This is a genomic window from Nocardioides sp. HB32, assembly GCF_054058995.1.
Window position 1 is genome coordinate 1,702,296 of record NZ_JBSSBS010000001.1, and the last position, 20,454, is coordinate 1,722,749.

22 protein-coding genes are annotated in these 20,454 nt (G+C 72.7%); 11 read left to right on the forward strand and 11 right to left on the reverse strand.

What is annotated here, in order from left to right; translation table 11 throughout:
* Positions 1-157: 157 nt before the first annotated feature.
* Positions 158-481 (reverse strand): DMT family transporter, encoded by a 324-nt coding sequence (locus ACVW2K_RS08585; RefSeq protein WP_457202227.1) that lies wholly within the window; start codon positions 479-481, stop codon positions 158-160.
* Between the two features lie 55 nt (positions 482-536).
* Here ACVW2K_RS08585 and ACVW2K_RS08590 point away from each other — a divergent pair, with 55 nt between their 5' ends.
* Positions 537-1,082 (forward strand): TetR family transcriptional regulator, encoded by a 546-nt coding sequence (locus ACVW2K_RS08590; protein WP_457202228.1) that lies wholly within the window; start codon positions 537-539, stop codon positions 1,080-1,082.
* A 20-nt stretch (positions 1,083-1,102) separates the two neighbouring features.
* Here the strand turns inward: ACVW2K_RS08590 and ACVW2K_RS08595 are convergent, their stop codons facing one another.
* Positions 1,103-2,335: a metallophosphoesterase family protein gene (locus ACVW2K_RS08595; RefSeq protein ID WP_457202229.1), complete on the reverse strand. Its 1,233-nt coding sequence runs from the start codon at positions 2,333-2,335 to the stop codon at positions 1,103-1,105.
* An 87-nt stretch (positions 2,336-2,422) separates the two neighbouring features.
* Entirely contained in the window at positions 2,423-2,776 is a 354-nt protein-coding gene (locus ACVW2K_RS08600; RefSeq protein WP_457202230.1) for a YidH family protein, read from the reverse strand.
* Between the two features lie 23 nt (positions 2,777-2,799).
* Between ACVW2K_RS08600 and ACVW2K_RS08605 the strand changes: the two genes are divergently transcribed.
* Complete coding sequence (locus tag ACVW2K_RS08605) at positions 2,800-3,615, forward strand: thioesterase family protein (protein ID WP_457202231.1); 816 nt, start codon at positions 2,800-2,802, stop codon at positions 3,613-3,615.
* On the opposite strand, the gene ACVW2K_RS08610 is transcribed toward ACVW2K_RS08605, so the two are convergent.
* Entirely contained in the window at positions 3,612-5,216 is a 1,605-nt protein-coding gene (locus ACVW2K_RS08610) for a hypothetical protein (protein WP_457202232.1), read from the reverse strand. The genes ACVW2K_RS08605 and ACVW2K_RS08610 overlap by 4 nt on opposite strands.
* Before the next feature lie 227 nt (positions 5,217-5,443).
* Here ACVW2K_RS08610 and ACVW2K_RS08615 point away from each other — a divergent pair, with 227 nt between their 5' ends.
* Positions 5,444-7,978, forward strand: coding sequence for a hypothetical protein (locus tag ACVW2K_RS08615; RefSeq protein WP_457202233.1), 2,535 nt, complete (start codon positions 5,444-5,446; stop codon positions 7,976-7,978).
* A gap of 262 nt (positions 7,979-8,240) precedes the next feature.
* Here the strand turns inward: ACVW2K_RS08615 and ACVW2K_RS08620 are convergent, their stop codons facing one another.
* A complete protein-coding gene (locus ACVW2K_RS08620) occupies positions 8,241-9,107 on the reverse strand; it encodes a hypothetical protein (protein ID WP_457202234.1) in 867 nt (288 codons plus the stop codon).
* A gap of 3 nt (positions 9,108-9,110) precedes the next feature.
* On the opposite strand from ACVW2K_RS08620, the gene ACVW2K_RS08625 reads away from it, so the two are divergent.
* From ACVW2K_RS08625 to ACVW2K_RS08645, 5 genes are all read left to right on the forward strand, one after another.
* Positions 9,111-9,506, forward strand: coding sequence for a (deoxy)nucleoside triphosphate pyrophosphohydrolase (locus ACVW2K_RS08625; protein WP_457202235.1), 396 nt, complete (start codon positions 9,111-9,113; stop codon positions 9,504-9,506).
* Between the two features lie 8 nt (positions 9,507-9,514).
* Positions 9,515-9,787 (forward strand): hypothetical protein, encoded by a 273-nt coding sequence (locus ACVW2K_RS08630; protein ID WP_028639085.1) that lies wholly within the window; start codon positions 9,515-9,517, stop codon positions 9,785-9,787.
* Positions 9,788-9,885: 98 nt separating this feature from the next.
* Positions 9,886-10,794 (forward strand): N-acetyl-1-D-myo-inositol-2-amino-2-deoxy-alpha-D-glucopyranoside deacetylase, encoded by a 909-nt coding sequence (gene mshB, locus ACVW2K_RS08635; protein ID WP_457202236.1) that lies wholly within the window; start codon positions 9,886-9,888, stop codon positions 10,792-10,794.
* A gap of 3 nt (positions 10,795-10,797) precedes the next feature.
* Entirely contained in the window at positions 10,798-11,121 is a 324-nt protein-coding gene (locus ACVW2K_RS08640; protein ID WP_457202237.1) for a hypothetical protein, read from the forward strand.
* Positions 11,122-11,152: 31 nt separating this feature from the next.
* The gene (locus tag ACVW2K_RS08645; protein WP_457202238.1) at positions 11,153-11,977 is read left to right on the forward strand and encodes an esterase/lipase family protein; all 825 of its coding nucleotides are present in this window, start codon (positions 11,153-11,155) and stop codon (positions 11,975-11,977) included.
* Here the strand turns inward: ACVW2K_RS08645 and ACVW2K_RS08650 are convergent.
* Together ACVW2K_RS08650 and aspS are read right to left on the reverse strand one after the other, a co-directional pair.
* Positions 11,955-13,127 carry an AGE family epimerase/isomerase gene (locus ACVW2K_RS08650; RefSeq protein WP_457202239.1) on the reverse strand — a complete coding sequence of 391 codons (1,173 nt, stop codon included), beginning with the start codon at positions 13,125-13,127 and terminating at the stop codon, positions 11,955-11,957. The two genes, ACVW2K_RS08645 and ACVW2K_RS08650, sit on opposite strands and share 23 nt — an antisense overlap.
* Entirely contained in the window at positions 13,124-14,395 is a 1,272-nt protein-coding gene (aspS, locus tag ACVW2K_RS08655; protein WP_457202240.1) for an aspartate--tRNA(Asn) ligase, read from the reverse strand. The genes ACVW2K_RS08650 and aspS overlap by 4 nt, the downstream gene beginning before the upstream one ends.
* 187 nt (positions 14,396-14,582) lie before the next feature.
* Between aspS and ACVW2K_RS08660 the strand changes: the two genes are divergently transcribed.
* Positions 14,583-15,554 carry a DUF389 domain-containing protein gene (locus ACVW2K_RS08660; RefSeq protein WP_457202241.1) on the forward strand — a complete coding sequence of 324 codons (972 nt, stop codon included), beginning with the start codon at positions 14,583-14,585 and terminating at the stop codon, positions 15,552-15,554.
* Here ACVW2K_RS08660 and ACVW2K_RS08665 read toward each other — a convergent pair.
* On the reverse strand, positions 15,551-16,465 hold the full coding sequence (locus ACVW2K_RS08665) for a GNAT family N-acetyltransferase (protein ID WP_457202242.1): 915 nt from the start codon (positions 16,463-16,465) through the stop codon (positions 15,551-15,553). The genes ACVW2K_RS08660 and ACVW2K_RS08665 overlap by 4 nt on opposite strands.
* Before the next feature lie 56 nt (positions 16,466-16,521).
* Between ACVW2K_RS08665 and fdxA the strand changes: the two genes are divergently transcribed.
* A complete protein-coding gene (fdxA, locus tag ACVW2K_RS08670) occupies positions 16,522-16,848 on the forward strand; it encodes a ferredoxin (RefSeq protein WP_028639078.1) in 327 nt (108 codons plus the stop codon).
* An 8-nt stretch (positions 16,849-16,856) separates the two neighbouring features.
* On the forward strand, positions 16,857-17,954 hold the full coding sequence (gene dapC / locus ACVW2K_RS08675) for a succinyldiaminopimelate transaminase (RefSeq protein WP_457202243.1): 1,098 nt from the start codon (positions 16,857-16,859) through the stop codon (positions 17,952-17,954).
* A gap of 40 nt (positions 17,955-17,994) precedes the next feature.
* Here the strand turns inward: dapC and ACVW2K_RS08680 are convergent, their stop codons facing one another.
* Genes ACVW2K_RS08680 through ACVW2K_RS08690 form a run of 3 tightly spaced genes read right to left on the reverse strand, consistent with a single transcriptional unit; the run spans position 17,995 to position 20,324 of the window.
* On the reverse strand, positions 17,995-18,843 hold the full coding sequence (locus ACVW2K_RS08680; protein ID WP_457202244.1) for a hypothetical protein: 849 nt from the start codon (positions 18,841-18,843) through the stop codon (positions 17,995-17,997).
* A 52-nt stretch (positions 18,844-18,895) separates the two neighbouring features.
* Complete coding sequence (locus tag ACVW2K_RS08685; RefSeq protein ID WP_457202245.1) at positions 18,896-20,110, reverse strand: calcium-binding protein; 1,215 nt, start codon at positions 20,108-20,110, stop codon at positions 18,896-18,898.
* A 31-nt stretch (positions 20,111-20,141) separates the two neighbouring features.
* Positions 20,142-20,324 (reverse strand): DUF5999 family protein, encoded by a 183-nt coding sequence (locus tag ACVW2K_RS08690; RefSeq protein WP_028639074.1) that lies wholly within the window; start codon positions 20,322-20,324, stop codon positions 20,142-20,144.
* Between the last annotated feature and the right edge of the window lie 130 nt (positions 20,325-20,454).

Consider the following 20,454-nt stretch of genomic DNA (forward strand, 5'->3'; position numbering starts at 1 on the left):
TCGGCACGCTGCCCGCTTCCCGGCCTGTGGACAACCGACCCGGACTCGGAGGCAGGATGTCCGCTTGGCGGTCATTGCCGTCGCTTATCGGTCATTGCAACGGCCGAAAAGTGCCGGGATCCCCGGCGAGCCGGGGATCCCGACGGTCGCGCGCGCCTCAGTGCGCGCCGGCCAGGTTCAGCCCGATGACGCCCACCACGATCATCGCGAGCGAGAGCACCTTCAACCAGCCGAGCTGCTCGCCGAGGAAGGCGTACCCGACCACGGCGACGATGGCGGTGCCGACCCCGGACCAGATCGCGTAGGCGACCGACACCGGCATCGTCCGCACCACGACGGTGAGCAGCCAGATCGAGACGCCGTACCCGACGAGCACGACCGCGCTCCAGAGCGGGTTGGTGAACCCGTCAGCCTTCGGCAGCAGCGCGGTCGACACGACCTCGACGCCGATCGCGACCATCAGCAGTACGCCGGCCAGCACGTCGTCCTCCTCGTGTAGCAGTCGCTACGACTGTAGCACTCGCTACGCTGTCGGTATGGGCCGTCGTGAGGAGCTGCTGGACCAGGTCACCGACCACGTCCTCGCGCAGGGGCTGATCGGTCTCACCCTCCGCCCCCTGGCAGCCGCGATCGGCACCAGCGACCGGATGCTGATCTACCACTTCGGCAGCCGGGACGCGCTCGTCTCCGCCGTGGTCGCCCGGGCCAGCGACCGCGCGACGGCGTGCGTCCGGGCGCTGCCCGCGGCGCCCTCGGTGCGGTCGGCGGTCAACCGTCTCTGGGTGGCGTACGGCGAGGAGCCGCTCGACAGCTGCCTCGACGTGTACGTCCAGGCGGCTGCCACCGGTCTGTTCGGCAGCGAGCCGTACCTCAGCGAGGCCCGGGCCAGCAACGAGCGCTGGGCGGAGACGCTGCGGGAGTACTTGGTCCGCAGCGGCGCCACGCCCCGCCGGGTCGCCCGGGTCGTCACCCTCGTCGACTCCGCCCTCTACGGCTTCCACCTCGACCTGGCGACCGATCGTCCCGACGAGCTGGCCCGGGGTGTCGACGACCTCGCCCGGGCGGCCCAGGCGCTGGCCTGACGTCGCCCGCGTGACACCAGTCAGCCGGCGTACGGCGCCAGCTTGCCGGTCGGCGCGACCGCCTGCCCGGCGGCGGTCAGCGTCATCGTTGCGACCACGCTGCTGGCGCTCGGGTAGGAGAGGTCGCCCTGCGTCTTGAGGTTGCTGCCCTGCCAGATCGGGTGCGCGGACGTCAGTACGCCCGCGAACTCGTGGACGGTGAGGTCCATCCGGTCGGCGTACACGTCGGCGGTCAGGTAGCTGGCCCGTCGCAGGTAGATCGGTGTCCCGGTCGCGATCTGGGTGACCCCGCCGGCCTGCCGCATCGAGGTGTCGTGCACCTCGCCGCACAGGTAGAGGTCGACGCCGTACCGCGACAGCGTGCGCCAGAGCGGCGAGTCCTCGCCGCCGAGGAGCGACAGCCCGGAGCTGTTGCGGACCCGCACCGGCTCCAGCACGGGCACGTGGCCCTGCACGACCACCCACGGGACGCCGCGCTCGCGGGCGTCGGCGAGGACGCCCTCCAGCCACGCCAGCTGCCCGCCGACGACCTCGTTGCGTACGCCGCTCCGGGTCACGTGGAAGACGTCGAGGCTGACCAGGAGGATGTCCGGGCTGAGCTGGGTGGCGTACGCCGTGTCCTGCCACTGGGTCCCGAACGGGCGGTTCGCGAATCGGGCGGTGTCGTAGGCCTGCGCGAACACCGAGCGGAACAGGCCGGCGTGGTGGCGCTTGAACCGCAGCCGCGCCGACGTGCCGTCCCACGGGTTGTCGCCGAGGTCGTGGTCGCCGACCGCGGGGTACAGGTCGAGGCCGTGCGCGGCGAACCTCTGCGCGTTCTGGCCGTGGTAGAACTCGCCGGCGCGGCGCAGGTTGGCGGCCCGCTCGGCGACGGTGCCGGTCGGCCCGAAGATGCCCGTCCCCATGTCGTCGCGGCCCCAGTGGCCCTCGACCAGGTCGCCCGCGACCAGCAGCGACCGCGGGTGCTGCCCGGCGATCTCGTCGAGGACCGTGTCGACGGCGGCGTCGAGCTGCGGCGTCCACGAGTTCGGGTCGCCGGGCTGCCACCCGGCCTGCCCGCGCACGTCCCCGATGTCCTGGTTGAAGATGTCCGGCGCGGCCACGAAGCGGTACGCCGTCGTCGCCGACGCCTGCCGGATGCCGGCGGTCCCGTCGCCCGACGCCGTGGCGAGCGGTGCAAGGCCGGCGCCGAGCCCGGCGAGGAGCACGCCGAGCGCCGTGGCGATGGTCGTCTGGGTCGGTCGGCGGCGCATGTGGGGCAACTCTTTCGAGACGACTGGGAGCGAGGCGGAGCGCTCGACCCTAGTGCTCGGACGCGGCGAACCCGAAGCCGGTTGCCGTCACAAAAAGGCGAGAGCGAGCACGACGGCGCCGACGACGACCGCACCGGTCATCAGGTAGCCGAGGCTGAACGCCGGCAGCGGCTGCTGGGACCGCATCGCGCGCTCGACCCGCGCCCAGCGGACCATGGCCAGCAGCGTCACCACGCCGCCGAGCGCGACGAGCAGCACCGCGAGCAGCCCGCGCACCCAGTCGGTGTCCGGCAGGCCGAGCGCGTGCAGCGCGACGCCGCCGGCCATCATCGCGAGCGCCGTGCGCACCCACGCGAGGAAGGTCCGCTCGTTGGCGAGGCTGTAGCGAGGGTCGGGCTCCCTGCCCGCCTCGTACACCCACCGGGGCCGTCGGTCCGTCATGGCGGTCACTCTAGAGTCGCCGCGTGAAGCACGAGTTCGACGAGCACGTCGCGATCAGCCGCCGTGACGACGCCACCTGGGACGCCGACCTCGCCGAGGGCTGGGTGGTCGGCGGCGGCGTCAACGGCGGCTACCTGCTGGCCGTCGCCGGCAACGCGCTCCGGCACACGTTCCCGGGCAAGCCGGACCCGCTCGCGGTCTCGGCGTACTACCTGTCCGCGGCGGCCCCGGGCAGGGCCACCGTGCACGTGGACGTGCGCCGCGAGGGCGGCAGCGTCGCGACCGCGGCGGTCGACCTGCGCCAGGGCGACGACACCCGCATCACCGCGCTCGCGACGTACGGCGACCTCGACCGGCTGGGCGACGACGTGCGGACGACGGCCGAGGAGCCCCCGATGCCGCCGCCGGACCAGTGCGTGCCGAACACGATGGCGCCGCCGGAGGTGCGCGCGATCGCGCCGCTCATGGACCGCTTCGACATGCGCTTCCACCCGGACCACATCGGCTGGGCGGTCGGCCAGCCGAGCGGCACCGGCGTGCTGAGCGCGTGGTTCCGGCTGGTCGACGGCCGCGAGCCCGACCCGATCTCGCTGCTGATGGTGGTCGACGCGCTGCCGCCGGTGACCTTCGACCTCGGGATGATGGGGTGGGCGCCGACCCTGGAGCTCACGGCGCACGTCCGCGCGAAGCCCGCCCCCGGGTGGCTCAAGGTCCGGCACGCCACCCGCAACATGGCGGGCGGGATGTTCGAGGAGGACTGCGAGGTCTGGGACTCCGCCGGTCGTCTGGTCGCGCAGAGCCGGCAGCTGGCCCGGCAGCCGCGCTCGTCGGAGCGTTAGTTCAGGTCGGCGTCGTGGATGGCCGGTCCCTGGCCGAGCCACCACGCGGCGCCGCGCGCGGTGTCCCCGTCCTCCGACTTCGCGAGCTCGACCAGCTGCGGAGCGCCGGCCATGCCGAGCGCGAACAGCGTCGCGTGCCGCTCGAGCGAGCGTGACTCGGCGTACCGGTCCGCGAGGGCGGTGCACTGCTCGCCGGAGAGCCCGCCGTCCAGGCCGACGTTCACCAGCGCGCGGGAGCGGACCGTGGGGCGTTCGTCCGCCAGTGCGCGCTGCATGACCTGGTCGCGCAGGTCGTGGTTGCCCACGCGCATCAGGACCGTCCAGGCGCGGGCGGCGAGCAGCTCGTTGGGGTCGGCCGCGAGCTCGAGCAGGTGCCGCGCGGCGGAGGGGGCGTACGGCGTCGCCGCGATCAGCAGCGCCGCGTGATGCCGTCGCGGCTTGTGGGAGTGGAACAGTGCCTCGCGCAGCAGCCGCCGCAGCATCAGGTCGGGCTCCTGCGCCTGGTGCCGGGGCGTGTCGGCCTGCACCGCGGGTGCGAGGTCCGCGACCACGGACGCGGCCCGGGCCGCCGGGATCATCTCGTCGCCCGACCGGGCCTGGGCGACCAGGGCGAGTGCGCGCCGGGTGCGCAGGCCGCCGGTGACCCGCTCCCAGGACGCGTCGGGGAGTCGCACCGCCAGGTCGAAGGAGTCCAGCCGGCCGTCCAGCGACTCGCCGCGGCGCAGCGCGCCGAGCACGTGCGACTCGAGCCGGGGGAGGGCGGACTCGTCGAAGTGCCCGCGGGCCAGCTTGGTCGCGGCGACCGAGGACGCGGCCCGGCGGAGGTACTTGTTCTCGCTGTCCGCCGACAGCATCCGCAGCGTCAGGGCAGCAGCGGCCGGGTCCGGCACCTCGCTGAGCAGGTTCAGCACCGGTGACACGACCTGGGTGTCCGGGTCGGTCACGAACTGCCCGACGGCCATGATCAGGTGGCGGCGCGCGTTCGGGTGCCGGATGAACGCTGCGGCGGCCTCGTAGCGGCGTACGTAGCTGGTGCCGACGGCCGAGCCGAGCTCAGTCACGAGCCGCCGGCACAGCGCGGTCCAGTCGGCCTCGCGCAGGAAGACCCGGTCGAACCGGTTGAAGTGGTCGGCCAGCTGCAGCCATTGTGCGCCGTTCCCGGCGCCGGACTCGTTGATGTCGATCAGCCGGTTCAGCTCGCTGTCGGACATCTCGGTCTCGCGGACCACGTTCTCCCGCTGGGTCGGCCCGCTCCCGAACGACCGCCGCAGCCCGGAGGCCACCGCGACGAGCGACCCCTCGGTGAGCCCGAGGACCTCCTCGTACGTCGCCGCGACCCGGCTCGGCAGCGGCTGCAGCCCGGACTCCCACCGGCTGACCCGCGAGGCGTCCACGGGGATGCCGTGCTCCTTGAGCGCGGCGATGAAGCCGTCACGACGGGCCAGGTCGGGGTCGGGACCCAGGACGCGGGCGACGGTCAGGAGCCACGCCACGCGCTGGTCGCAGCCCACGATCCCGCTGGACAGCGGGTGCGGATCCTCCGGGAGGCGTTGCGGGCGCCCGCGCCGCCGTGACGGCGGCGAGGTGGTCTCCACTGACATGATCCCCCGATCCGACGGCGCCCCTCCCAACCACGGATGTGGCACCGGTGTCCATTTATTGCAGGTTTCGGTGCGGGCTGCAACAACCACTCCGTGACGCGGGCAACACCCTAGGTTTCTCTTCGGCAGCCGGGATCCGTACGGGTGCCGAACACACGAGGCTCGGGCCTCATGTACAGGGGCTGGGGGATTTTCCCCGCTCACTCACTCCGGAAGGAAATTTCAGCATGAACAGCAGCGGCATCAAGCGGGGACTGGCCGGTTCGGCCGTCGCCGCACTGGCGGTAACGGGCCTCCCGTTCTTCGCCTCTTCGGCTTCCGCGGTCGCGGGCGACAGCATCGCCGTCGCGTCGACCGGCCCGACGCTCAACGGTGGCGCCATCGGCGGCGTCGTTGTCCTCAAGACCAAGGGCGTCGACCCCACCAAGCTCGAGCTGGCGAACAGCGCCCTGTCGAGTGACCCGAACACGGCCTCCCAGAGCGCCTCGATTGTCGGCACGCCTACGCTGGTTGCCAACGGGGCTGCCGGCGACAGCGACCCGACCGACGGCCTCGACGAGATCACGATGCACGTCTCGGTCACGACGCCCTCGGCTGGCGACACCGCCAACTTCGCCGTCTACGAGGACGAGGACAACCCGGCCAGCCCGGCCGTCGACGTCGACGCGTCCGAGGCACGTGCCCAGATCAGCATGACCACCTCCGGCGCTCTTGCGGCCATCGACATCGCCCCGGCGAGCCAGTCGACGGCCCAGGGCATCGACAGCGGCAAGTACACCGCCACGCTGAAGGACTCCGCGGGTCGCACGACCCAGCTCGCGGCCGGCGACTCGATCGCGATCACGACCGACCACGCGTCGGTCACGACCAGCGAGTCCGGTCAGACCATCACCGCGGCCGAGGCCGACATGGGCACGCGCAGCTTCGTCGTGCAGAGCACCGGCGGCACGCCGAACGGTGCGCACACCATCACCCTGACCGACGCCAACACGCCCACCATCAAGGGCACCGCGACGCTCAACGTCACCCCGGCGGCCACGGTCACCGCGGATGAGGTCGACATCGTCACCGGCGCCGACGACTGGGACGGCTTCGGCGACGGCGGCGCCGGCACCGACGGCGGCACCACCCAGGTCCGCGTCGACCAGGGCAGCATCCGCATCGACATCAAGGGCAGCACGCCCGGTGGCACCGTCACGCTGAACGTGGACGGCGACAAGAACAACACCGGCGGCGCGACCGACGTCACCTTCGGCGGCAAGAAGTCGACGACGGTCTCCACCGTGCTCGACAGCCACGGCGACGGCTCGCTGACCATCACCGCGGACCAGTTCTCGGTCCAGTCCGGTGACTGGATCAACATCACGGGCTCGTTCAACCAGTGGATCGATTTCGAGCGGGCGCAGCCCACCGACGTCGTGGCCGGCCAGGACCCGTACTTCGGCAAGCTCAAGGGTTCCGTTGACGTGGATGTCACCGTGATCGACCAGTTCGGTGACCCGTACACCTCGGGCTTCGTCGGCGTTCAGCGCACCGGTGCCCCCAACGGCCCCGACGCGTCGCCGACGCTGAAGCCGGTCGACGCCGACGGCACGACCACCTTCACGCTGACCGACACCAAGGCGACCGACGGCCAGTCTGACACCGTCGCCCTGATGTACTTCGCGGACCAGTTCTCGAACAGCCCCGACGCCACCGGCTCGACCCACATCAAGTGGACGGCCGACGGCCAGGGTGCGAACTTCGTCACCAGCATTGGTGGCGACAGCACCGAGTCCCCGACGTACGACCCGGCCACGCACACCGTGGTGCCGCTGGCGGACGCCAAGGCCGACACCGGTGCTGAGTGGCTGACGCTGGGTGTCACCGGTGCCGAGCCGAACTCCACCGAGACCATCTCGGTCGACAACGGTGCGCTCATCCTGGCGCCGGGCAAGACGGACCTGTCCGACGGCAAGTCCTCGGTCACCGTCACCCTCGACGGCACCGGCAACCTGCCGGCCGGCTACCACGTCGTCGGCACCAAGGCCGGCCTCGTGACCGTCACCACCAGCGCGGCGAACCGCACCGAGACGGCGAAGTTCACCGTCTCCTCGCAGGTCGACAAGTCCAAGGCCCGCAACGTGACCGTCTCCGGTCCCGCCACGGTCGACAACGGCACCACCCAGATCCCGTTCACCGCGGTCGTCACCGACGCGTTCGGCAACCCGGTTGCCAACGTTCCGGTCACCGACCTGAACATCCAGGTGTCGGGCCCGGCGCAGTTCCAGGACAGCGACGCGGTCACCAACGCCCAGGGTCAGCTCAACCTGAACGTCCGCGTCGACGCGGGCGCCCAGGGCGACGTGACCATCAAGGTCCAGGGCTTCGGCGAGCAGTTCGGCGCCGCGGCTGACCAGCTGACCTCGTCCTCGCCGGCGAACAGCGCCAAGGGCCTCCCGGCCTCGTCGAACGTCGGCACCGCGACCACCACGGTCGAGGCTCCGGTCGTCGTCAAGGAGGACGCCGGTCTCAAGGTGATCGCCTCGTCGAAGGGCCAGAAGGACAAGGTCACGGCGAACGCGATCAGCGACGCGGCCGGCGCCACCGCCACCCTCTGGGTGGGCGGCAAGAAGGTTGCCACCAAGACCCTGGGCAGCAGCGGCAACGCCAAGTTCTCGGTCAAGGACAAGAACGGCAACAAGAAGTCGACCAAGTACACGGTCAAGATCACCGGCACGAGCCTGACCAAGAAGGACAAGGCGTCCGACTCGGTCAAGTGACGAGCTGATCGTCAACGGGCGGGCTCCGGGACAGATGAGTGACTGTCCCGGAGCCAGCTCTCCCGGGGGCGCTGCTCCCGCACCCCCCGAGCACAACTGAAGCAACAAGTCGGGACACACAGACGCGGTCCGGGCCATTCTCTGTTTGCCGCTGCGCGAGAATGGTCCGGACCGCCTGTCTCACCCTAGGGCATCCGATCCGCAACCCCGGGTAAGCAAGCGCCACCTCACGGTGGCGCTTTTTTGCCTGTCCGGACCGCTTTCAGCTGACCCGGCGGCGGCGTACGGCGACGATCCAGCGCCGGTGCGGGTGCTCCGTGACCGTCCACAGCAGGTCGGTCTGCGGGTCGTGGGCCAGGTCCTCGCAGCCCATCGGGACGGCCCAGCGGTGCTCGCGGAGCGCTCCCGGACGGCCGCTCCAGATCGAGCCGGGTCGTCGCTTGCCGTGGGAGGCAGTGACGTACCAGTCCAAGCCGACGCGGACCGCGCCCTGGGCGCGCTGGACGCCGCCCACCACCATCTCCACCTCGCCGCCGTCGAGGCCGACCCGCGCGAGGCGCCGCTGGTCCCCGGCGCTGTCGTACTCCCCGAGGACGAGCCCCTCACCGTCGTGTCCGACGAACGAGAAGCGGAACGGCTCGGAGGGCCTGAGGCGCGACCGCACGGGGAGCAGGTAGCCGTCGGGGCCCCGGACGACGTCGGCGGTGTCGCAGACCCACAGTCCCGACTTCGTGGCGGCGACGTACAGCCGGGTGCCGTGCCACGCGATCCCGCCGGCGTGCACGCGCAGGGGCGTCCATCCGTCCGCGGTCGGGAGGACCAGCTGGACGTGCCGGTAGCGCAGCGCCCCGACGTCGAGGAACGACAGGCGCGCGCCGCCGGCCTTGGCGTACCACGACACCGCGACCTGGCGACCGGTCACCGAGATGCCCTGCGGCCACCACTCGGGGTCGGCGCGGTCGGCGCGGTCCCACGTCCACGCGCGGTGGACGGCCAGGCCCGGCGCGAGGGTACGCCGGAGCCGCCGGTCGAGGTCGCCGAGCACGGCCTCGAGGCCGACCCGCCCGCCGTACCGCGCCGCGAGCGCGTCGACCTCGGCGTCCAGCTCGTCGGTGCGGGTCAGGTGCACCCCGTGAACGGTAGCGTCCGGCAGGTGGTCGTCGTCGTGGGAGCAGCGATCGTCCGCGACGGGCGGGTGCTCGCCGCGCGGCGCAGCGCGCCTCCGGCGCTGGCCGGCCGGTGGGAGCTGCCGGGCGGCAAGGTCGAGGCCGGTGAGACGCCCGAGGCGGCCCTGGTGCGCGAGATCGCCGAGGAGCTCGGTTGCACGATCGCGGTGCGCGCCTGGCTGCCGGGCGCGGTCGCGATCGGCGAGCGGCACCTGCTGAGGGTGGCGGTCGCAGACCTGGTCGCGGGGGAGCCGCACCCCCACGAGCACGACGAGGTGCGGTGGCTGGCCGCCGGCCAGCTCGACGACGTGGACTGGTTGGAGCCCGACCGTCCGTTCCTCGCGCACGTGCCGCTGGGATGATGGACCCCGTGCGCGGCATCTTCTTCGGCGAGGACGACGCCCGGGCGGTGGTGGCCCGGCTGGTCGCCGACGGCTACGACGCACGCCTGCAGCGCGAGCGGCTGGCCGGCGAGGACGACGACGAGGACCACCCCTGGGCGGTGCTGACCGACGCCCCGGAGCTCGTCCTGGAACTGCTCGTCGACGAGCACGACGGCTGGCTGGATGTCGACGACGAGGAGGAGCCGGCCCCGGCCCCGCTCGAGCTCCCGACGCAGCCGCGAAGGATCAAGCGCTCGTAGACCGACCCTGCGCACCCGGCCGTCCACAGGAAGAACTCGGCCACTCCGGGCGTTTCCCGCTTCGACCGGATCTCTCAGCTCTCCCTAGGATCGAGACCATGACCGCTGACCAGCGACTCCTGCTCGTGCACGCCCACCCCGACGACGAGTCGATCGGCCAGGGCGCGACGATGGCGAAGTACGCCGCGGAGGGACGCGGCGTCACGCTCGTCACCTGCACGGGCGGGGAGATGGGCGAGATCCTGGTGCCCGAGCTCGCGCACCTCGCCGCCGACCAGGACGATCGCCTCGGTGAACACCGTCGCGGCGAGCTGGCCGACGCCATGAAGGAGCTGGGCGTCACCGACCACCGCTATCTCGGCGGCTTCGGCACCTACCGCGACTCCGGGATGAAGTGGCACGAGGACGGCCACGCCGTCCCTGCCGACGACATCCACGAGAACGCCTTCTGGAACGCCGACCTGACCGAGGCCGCCAACCACCTGGTCGCCGTCATCCGCGAGGTGCGCCCGCAGGTGCTGGTCACCTACGACCAGTTCGGCGGCTACGGCCACCCGGACCACATCCAGGCGCACCGGGTCGCGACGTACGCCGCGGCGCTGGCCGCGGTCCCGTCGTACCGCAAGGACCTGGGGGAGCCCTGGGACATCGCGAAGATCTACTGGGGTGCCATGTCGGAGAGCCGGATGCGGGCCGGCCTGCGGGCGCTCCGCGACGCCGGTGACACCACGTCGTTCGAGGGCATGGACCCCGACGGCCCGCTGCCGCACTTCGTCACCCCCGACCAGGACCTCGCCGCGGTCGTGGACGCCACCGACCACGTGGAGCAGAAGCTCGCGGCGATGCGCGCCCACGCGACCCAGATCGCCATGGACGGCCCGTTCTTCGCGCTGTCCAACAACCTCGGCAGCGTGGCGTGGGGCCTGGAGTTCTTCCGGATCGCCAAGGGGCAGCAGGGCGAGCTCAACGAGGACGGTCTCGAGACCGACCTGTTCGCCGGGCTCTGACCGGTGCGTCCCCTCGCGGCGGTCGGCCTGCTCCTGGCCGGCGCCGCCACCGGCGTCGCGACGGTCGCGCTCCACGACCTCTGGTGGGGCCTGGTCCTCGCCGCCGTGGCGACGCTCGCCGCCGTGGTCGCGCTGCCGCCGGGCTGGTGGTCACGGCTGGCGTTCGTGGCCGGGTGGGACCTGATGGTGGGCTGGCTGGCCTTTCCCCGGCCCGAGGGCGACTACCTGCTCAGCCAGGACGTCCAGGGGTACGCCGTGCTCGGGCTCGGCTTGGTGCTGATCGTCCTCGCGATCGGCACGCTGCCCCGTCCGCGCGCGCTCGCGTGACCGACCGCACCTCCGGCTCGTTGGGTGGGTCATGCGACGCCTGCTGCCCGCCCTGCTCGTCTCGCTGCTCGCCGTCGTCGGCCTGAGCGCATCCGCTCGCGCGGCCGTCGTACCGCTGCCGACGAACCCGTTCGGCAACCCGACCGGCGCCAACGACTGGTCCTGCAGGCCGACCGCCGAGCGACCCGAGCCGGTCGTCATCGTGCACGGCACCTTCGGGGACAAGAAGAGCCTGCTCGACGACCTGTCCTCGGCCATGGTCGCCGAGGGCTTCTGCGTGTACTCGCTCGACTACGGCAACCGCGGCACCGGCGAGATCGCCGCGTCGGCCCAGCAGCTGAAGGACTTCGTCACCAAGGTCCTCGACGCGACCGGCGCCGCGAAGGTGTCGATGGTGGGCCACTCGCAGGGCGGGATGATGCCGCGCTACTACATCAAGTTCCTGGGCGGGCGGCAGCACGTCGACGACCTCGTCGGCCTGTCGCCGTCCAACCACGGCACGTCGATCGTCGGCAGCCCGAACGACCCGTGGGCGGGCGCGTCCTGCCCCGCCTGCACCGAGCAGGCGGCCGGGTCGCCGTTCCTGACGAAGCTGAACGCCGGCGACGAGACTCCCGGCGACGTCAGCTACACCCAGATCTCGACCACGTACGACGAGGTCGTGGTGCCCTACACCTCGGCGTTCCTCGCCGCGGGGCCGCGCACCACCAATGTCACGATCCAGGACTCCTGCCCCGACGACTCCGCCGAGCACGTGTTCATCCCGATGAGCCGCACCGCGATCCAGTGGGTGCTGAACGCGCTCGAGCGACCCGGACCGGCCGACCCGGCGTTCACCCCCGCTTGCGCGTACTGAGCGCTCGGGCGAACGCCGGCCAGACCGGCAGCGAGGGCACCAGTGTCGCCTGGAACGCGTGGTACACGTCCGGCTTGCCGGCCCAGGTGCCCGCGGCCGGCCTGTTGTCCGGCGCCAGCTCGTGGTGCCAGGAGCCGCCCGCCCGGTCGACGAGGTAGCGGTCGGCGTACGCCCACCACTGCCGCTCGCAGATGGCGTACATCTCGTCGCCGGTGACTGCCCGCAGGGTCGCGGCCGCGGCCAGCGCCTCGGTCACGACCCAGTGCATCCGCTGGCGGACGACGGGTGCGCCGTCCCAGTCGACCGTGTAGACGAAGCCCTCGGCGCCGTCGACCGCCCAGCCCTCCCGCACGCCGGCGTCGAACAGTGCCACCGCGTCCTCGAGCATCCACTCCGGGGCCGGGTCGCCGAGCGCGGCGCGCAGCACGAGGGTCAGCCGGCTCCACTCGAACCAGTGGCCGATCGTCGCGCCGTACGGTCGGAACGGGTGCGCCGGCTGGTCCCGGTTGTACTCCGGGATCGGCTGCCAGGCGCTGTCGAAGTGCTCGGGGATCCGCCAGCCGTTGCCCCGCGCGAAGCCGTGCACCACCCGGGTCACGATCCGGTCGGCGCGGGCCACGTCGCCGACGGCGAGGAGGGCCTCGACCGTGTGCATGTTGGCGTTCACGCCGCGGTAGTCGTCGAGCTCCGACCAGGACTCGTCCCACTCCTCGACGACCATCCCGGCCTCGTCGTCCCAGAAGTGCCGGTCCAGCACGTCCAGCGCGTCCGCCAGCAGCGCGTCCGCGCCCGGCCGGCCCGCCACCGAGGCCGACGACGCGGCCAGCACGACGAACGCGTGCTCGTAGGCCGTCTTGCCCCGCGTCACCGGACCGGACGAGTCGACGACGGCGTACCACCCACCGTTGACCGGGTCGCGGAACCGTCCGGCCAGCGCGGTCACGCCGTGGTCGACGAGCTCGCCCGCCCAGGGATGACCCTGGAGGTGGGCGAGCGCGAAGACGTGCGTCATCCGGCAGGTGATCCACAGCTCCACCGGCCGCTCCGGCTCCAGGTGGCCGTCGTCCGACAGCCACCCGAAGCCGCCGTCCGGGTGTGCCGACGCCCGGGCGAACGACAACAGCCGTTCGCCCTCCTCCGCGAGGTTCACGGCGTCAGCCTATGGAGGTCGCGCGGGAAGAGGGTCACCTCCCGGATGTTCGCGACGCCGGTCAGCCGCGCGGTCCAGCGCTCCAGCCCGATCGCGAAGCCGCCGTGCGGTGGCATGCCGTGCTCGAACGCCGACAGGTACGGCGCGTACGCCGCCGGGTCCTCGCCGCGGGCCCGGATCGCCGCGTGGTAGTCGGAGGGTCGGTGCAGGCGCTGGCCGCCCGTCACCAGCTCGAGCCCACGGAACAGCAGGTCGAAGCTGTTGGACCAGCGGGGGTCGTCCGGCTGCGCGTGCGTGTAGAAGGGCCGCTTCACCATCGGGTAGCCCTCGACCGCGACGAAGTCGCTGCCGTGCGTCTCCAGCGCCCAGGAGCCGAGCGCGCGCTCGTGCTCCGGCGCCAGGTCGGGCTCGTCCTCCGGCGCGCCGACCATCCTCAACGCGTCGCGGAAGTGCAGCACCGGGATCTCCTCGGGCACGACCGGCACCTGCGCGCCGGACCGCTCGACCGCGGGCCCGGCCAGCTCGTGCACGGCGTCGACCATGCCGGCGACGACGTCGCGCAGCACCCGCAGCACGTCGCGGTGGTCCTCGATGAAGCCGAGCTCGGCGTCGAGCGAGACGTACTCCGCGAGGTGCCGGACGGTGTCGTGCGGTTCGGCCCGGAACACCGGCCCCACCTCGTAGACCCGCTCGAACACCCCGACCAGCTGCTGCTTGTAGAACTGCGGGCTCTGGGCGAGGTACGCCGGTCGTCCGAAGTAGTCGACCTCGAACACGTTGGCGCCCGACTCCGTCGCGGACGCCACGAACTTCGGCGTCTGGATCTCGGTGAAGCCGGCCGCGTCCAGCGTGGCCCGGAAGCCGCGCACCGACGCCGCGGCGAGCTCCCAACGGGCCCGTTGCACGGGGTGCCGCCAGGTCACCGGCGCGTGGTCGAGCATCGTCGGCAGGCCGGCCGCGATCGTCGGCCGCCACAGCTCGATCGGCGGCGTCGCCGCGGGCTCGGTCAGCGGCGTGATCACGGGGTCGGTGACCTCGATGCCGCCGGGTGCCTGGGCGTTCGCGGTCGCCGTGCCGACCACCTCGACGGTCGTCTCCTCCGGCGGCACCTCCCCGCCGCGGACGACGACCTGGGCCAGGCCGCTGCGGTCGCGGACGACCAGGAACGTCAGCGCGGCGAGCTCGCGGCGCCGGTGGACCCAGCCCTGCAGCCGGACGGGCTCCCCGGGTGTGGCGGCGGGCAGGTCTGAGCAGAGTGTGCGTTGCACGAGTACCTCCAGTAGGCGAAAGCCCTGGAGGTGTGGGCGGGGGCTAGATCGCGGTGCCACCACACCTTCGCCGACCGACCGTCGGCCTCTCGTCGGTACGCCGTACGCGCGGGTGTCCGTCGCTCCGCTGGATCGCGGGAGGGTTGTCAGGCCTCTCGGGCGCCGCGGCCAGCGTACGCTGCGGGCCGTGGTGGTGCACTTCCGACTGACCTCGCCGCCGAGGCTCACCGCTCCGGTCGTGCAGCTGCTCCGCGACCGGGCATGGATCACGAACCTGACCCTCCAGGAGGGCGTGGTGCTCGAGCCGCCCGGCGACCTGGTCGAGTGCGACGTCGCCCGCGAGAAGGCCGGTGAGCTGCTCCGCGACCTCGACCGGATCGGCCTGTGCGCGGAGGGCGGCGTCGTCGTCACGACGCCGACCGGGACGCCGTTCGAGCGGGCGAGACGCCTGGAGGCCGCCGCGCCGGGGCACCCCGACGACGCGGTGATCTGGGAGGCGGTGGAGGCGCAGGCCGAGGCCGGCGCGGTGCCGACCGTGTCGTACCACCTGTTCCTGGTGCTCGCCGTCGCCCTCGCCTCGATCGCGGTGATCACCGACTCGGCGGTGCTGGTCGTCGGCGCGATGGTCGTCGGTCCGGAGTACAGCGCGGTCGCGGCCGCGAGCGCCGGCATCGCACTGCGCCGTCCCGGGATGATCGGGCGCGGCCTGCGACTCCTGCTGTTCTCGTTCGCCTTCGCGATCGCGGTGATCGCGCTGCTGGCGCTGTTCGCCCGCTGGGCGGGCCTGGTGACCGTCGACGACGTCACCCGGGCGCGCCCCAACACCGGCTTCATCTGGCACCCCGACCAGTGGTCCTTCGTGGTCGCGCTGCTCGCCGGCGCGGCCGGTGCCCTCGCCCTCGCCGTCTCCCGCTCGGCGACCATGGTCGGCGTCTTCATCAGCGTCACGACCGTCCCGGCCGCCGGCAACCTGGCCCTCGGGCTGGCGTTCTGGGAGCGCCACGAGATCGACGGGTCGGCCGCGCAGCTCGCGCTCAACATCACCGGCATGGTGATCGCGGGCGCCGCCGTGCTCCTGCTGATGCGCTGGCGGTGGACGTGGGTGACGACCTGGTCGGAGCGGGTCTTCGGCCGCCAGTCCGACCTCGCCGAGGACTAGGCCGGCGCGAGGTACCGGTACGCGTGGTGGGTGGTGAAGCCGAGGCCCTCGTACAGCGCGACCGCGGGCGTGTTGTCCCCCAGCACCTGCAGGTACGCCGTGGTGGCGCCGCGCTCGGCGCCCCACTCGAGCAGCACGTCCATCACCGCGAGCGCGAGCCCCTGCCGGCGCTGATCGGGCGACACCTCGATACTGCGGAACCCCACCCAGTCGTCGGCGTACGCCGCCACGCCGCTCGCCCGGTCGCCGATCCGGACCGTGACCACGTCTCCGCGCTCGTCGCGTTCAGCCGGCGGGTGAGGCGCGAGCCGGGGGACCAGCGACCTCCGAGCGCGGGCGACCCCCGCGATCTGGAAGAGCGTGTCCGCGTCGCCGCTCTCCGCGACCCAGCCGTGCCGGCGGAAGAGCGCGTCCTCCTCGGAGTCCGGCAGGACCGCCGCGATCGGCCGGCCGGTGCGCCCGGCGTAGAACCCGACCACCTGCTCGTAGTCGTCGGGGACGCCGGACGGCGCCATCGCGAGCACCGAGTTCGCGCGGCGCGCGGTCGAGGTGGGGGAGTGCCGCAGCAGCCAGGTCCCGAGCGGCTCGGTGACCAGGTCCGGCCAGAGTGCGAGCGCCCGCCGCTGGGCCTCGGCGGGGGCGACCCGGTGCCGGGTCGACGCGCGCGGCGGCACGGGCTTGCCGGACACGATGTCGGCGATCGCGATGACGACGGGCGCGCCCGACTCGGGCTGCACGACGCAGGTGCCGCCGGACCACGCCGTACACACGCCGAGGACGTCGGTGAGGGCCGGGCCGCCGCTCGGCCCGGTCTCGCCGCGGAGGATCCGCCGGACCACGACCCGCTGCCCGACGACGTGTGGACCGAGACCGTGCTGGTTCACATACTGGGGGTCTGCCGACTCGGACACCCCGGGATACTAGGCTGTAGTTGAGCAGCTGCTCTCGCGAGTCTCAGGAGGAACCGGTGACCTACGTCATCTCCCAGCCGTGCGTCGACCTCAAGGATCGGGCCTGCGTCGACGAGTGCCCCGTCGACTGCATCTACGAGGGCAAGCGGATGCTCTACATCCACCCCGACGAGTGCGTGGACTGCGGAGCCTGCGAGCCGGTCTGCCCGGTGGAGGCGATCTTCTACGAGGACGACACCCCGGAGCAGTGGAAGGGCTACTACGACGCCAACGTCCACTTCTTCGACGACCTCGGCTCGCCCGGTGGCGCCGCGAAGATGGGCGAGATCGACCACGACCACCCGATGATCGCCGCGCTGCCGCCGCAGAACCAGGACCACTGAGCAGCTCGTTGGACGGACGCGTCTCGGGCCGGCTCCCCGACTTCCCGTGGGACCACCTGCTCGAGCACGGTGAGCGGGCGCGGTCGCACCCCGACGGGATTGTCGACCTCTCCATCGGCACGCCGGTCGACCCGACGCCGGACGTCGTGCAGGAGGCGCTGCGCGGCGCCTCCGACTCGCCCGGCTACCCCCTGACGATCGGTCGCGCCGAGACCCGCCAGGCCTGCATCGACTGGCTCTCCCGCCGGCACGGCGTGACCCGGCTGTCGCTGGGCGCGGTGCTGCCGGTGATCGGCTCCAAGGAGCTGATCGCCTCGATGCCGGGCCATCTCGGCCTCGGCCCGGGCGACCTGGTCGCGTATCCCGAGCTGGCCTACCCGACGTACGAGGTCGGCGCGGTGCTCGCCGGTGCGACCCCGGTCGCGCGCGACTCGCTCACGTCGTTCGGCCCCGAGGTCCCGGCCCTGCTCTGGCTGAACTCGCCGTCGAACCCCACCGGTCGGGTGCTCCCCGTCGAGCACCTGCGCAAGGTCGTCGACTGGTGCCGCGAGCGCGGCACGATCCTGGTCTCCGACGAGTGCTACCTCGAGTGTGCGTGGGACGCGACCCCGATCTCGGTGCTGCACCCGTCGGTCTGCGGCGGCTCGCACGAGGGCATCCTCGCCGTCCACTCCCTCTCGAAGCGCTCGAACCTGGCGGGCTACCGCTGCGCGTTCGTGGCCGGCGACCCGGCCCTGGTCGGGGAGCTGCTGGCCGTCCGCAAGAACCTCGGCCTCCAGATGCCCGGTCCCCAGCAGGTCGCCATGCAGGCGGCGCTCGAGGACGACGCGCACGTGGTGGAGCAGCACGCCCGCTACGCCGCGCGCCGCGCCAAGCTGCGCGAGGCCCTCCAGGCCGCCGGCTTCCGCATCGACCACTCCGAGGCGTCGCTGTACCTGTGGGCGACCCGCGACGAGGACTGCTGGGACACCGTCTCCTGGCTCGCCGAGCGCGGCATCCTGGTCGCCCCGGGAGCCTTCTACGGGTCGGCGGGCACCCGGCACGTGCGGGTGGCGTTCACCGCGACCGACGAGCGGGTCGACGCGGCGGTCGCCCGGCTCGCGTAGTCGGGCGGGCGTAACCCGCCTCTCAGGCCGATCGGCGACGTCATGGGCGGCGTTGCGCCCGTTCGGCTACGGCCGCACGCAGCACGGACCCGACGTAGCACGGGTCGAGCATGACGTCCTCCCAGGCGAACCGCAGCACGAGCCAGCCGTCGACGACCAGCAGGTTGTACCGGCGGGCGTCGCGAGCGAGGGCGGCCCGGCCGCCGTGCCACTCGAACGAGTCCGCCTCGAGCACGATGCGCAGCTCCCGGTCCACGAGGTCCGGGCGACACCACGGCTCGACCGACGTGATCAGCACCTGCGGCTCGACGCGGAGGCCGCTGACGCCCAGCGCGATGGCACGCAGCACGGACTCGAACGGGTTGGCCGCTTCGGCGCGGGCGAGGCCCGCGACCCGGCGGACCTGTTTGCTTCCCGGCCCGCGGGCGAGCGCGGCCGCCTGCCGCAGCGCCGTATCCTCGCCGGCGCGGAGGGCGGAGTCGGCGACGGCGAGCGCCTCGTCGAAGGGCAGTCGTCGCAGGCAGTGCGCGAGCGTTGCCACCTCGTCCAGCACGATCGACCCGGGCGGCACGTCGAGGTAGTGGACGTGCGCGCGTGCGTGTGCCGGCGCCCTGCGGTTGCGTGGTACGGCGACGTGCGGCTGATCCGGCACGGTCTTGACCGCCCATCCGTGGTGGAGGGCGGCACTGGTCAGGCAGAGGGCGCCGGCCAGCCGGTGCGCCGCGGCGACCGCACCCTCGACCTCGGGAAGGGCATACCGGCCGCGCGCGAGGACCTCGATCGAACCGCGGGCGAGCGCGCGGTCGACGGTGCCCCTGTCGGTGGCGGCAACCAGGGCCGCGCGGGTCGCGACGCCGCCCAGCTCGCGCAGGACGTCGGCCACCTCCATGGGACAAGCGTTCCCCGGGTCGCCGGGCGTGGAGGGCGTCGTCCACAGGTGGTCAGCGCAGGATCCGCTCCACCGAGACGTAGCGGTCGTGGCCGGCCCAGCCGGTCCCGCGGTCGTGGCCCTGGCCGCCGTTGAGGAGGTCGTCCCGGTCGGAGCCGTAGAGCTCGTCGTTGCCGCCGCGGGCGTAGATGCGCACGCCCTGGTCAAGGAAGCCGGCCCACAGGGAGTCCGGCCCGTCGGTACCGAAGAGGGTCCAGGTGCCCCGGGGGGCGGAGACGTCCTCGAAGCGGGTCAGCGCGACGTCCCAATAGAGACCGCGCACGTGGGCGCGCAGCGTGCCCGCGGCCATGTCGATGGTGCCCGTGACCTGGCCGCGGAACGTGCCGCTCCGGTCCAGCAGGCCGACGCCGCCGGTCCTGTCGTGGCCCGGCCCCCCGTCGAGGACCTGGCCCGCCTCCGGGACGGCCTCGTCGTTGACCGTGTCGTCGCCGCGGCCGCCGTACGACCGGTCCACGCCCTGGCCGGCCTGGAGCAGGTCGCCACCCGGGCCGCCGCGGAGCAGGTCGTCACCAGCGCCGCCGTCCACGATGTCGTGGCCCGGACCACCGAGCACGGTGTTCGGGGAGGCGTCGGCGACGCCGTCCGCCCAGCCGCCGCCCTCGACCCAGTCGTCGCCGCCACGACCGTCGATGTGGTCGCGGCCGGCGCCACCGAGCAGGACGTCGTCGGCGTCGGACCCGAGTAGCACGTCGTCGTGGTCGGTGCCGGTGACCCCGTCGACCGGTCCGACCACCGTGTCGGTGTCGGCGCCGGAGACCGCGGTTGCCTCGGCCAGGTCGACGGTCACGGGAGCAGTCAGCCCGGCGAACGTGAGGCTGTCCACGGAGCCGTCGTGCCTGCCGTCCAGCCCACCGTCGAGGGTGTCGCTGCCGGGGCCGCCGTCGAGCGTGTCGCCGTCGTAGACGTAGTAATCGGTGTCCTCGGCGACCTTCGCGTCGGTCCCACCGTGCAGCTGGTCGTCGCCGGGCCCGCCGACGAGTCGGTCCTGGCCGGGTCCGCCGCAGAGCACGTCATCGCCGCCGCGACCGAGGAGGGTGTCGTCGCCGCCGAGGCCCGCGATCACGTCGGGGCCGCTGGTGCCGCTGAGCCGGTCGTCGTCAGCGGTCCCGCGGACCGTGGGGTGGTCACACGGGCCGGCGGCGGGTGCCGGGGCGGCCACCGCGAGGGACGCACCGATCAGCGCGAGGACCAGGACCCGAGATCTCATCCGCCCAGCCTAGGTGGGCGGGCCACGCAGGTCAGGCGGACAGGGTCAGGACGTGGTCGTGCCCGTCGGGCGTCAGGTAGTGGCCGTCGTCGAAGAGGATCAGCCCGTTGCAGAGACGGCACCAGCCCTGGTCGTGCAGGTGGTCGGAGACCACGTGGGCGCTGCAGCGGTCCGCCGCCTCGATCTCCGGACATCCCGGTGAGTGGTTGCACATCGTCGTACCTCCTGCAGGGAGATTTCCGTCGGGGATGGTGACGGAAACCTGGTCTGGTCCGGTCTGTGGATCGTCCACGACCATCGTCTGGTGATGTCATCCAGCATCACTCTCCATCGGCGTGCGGGCG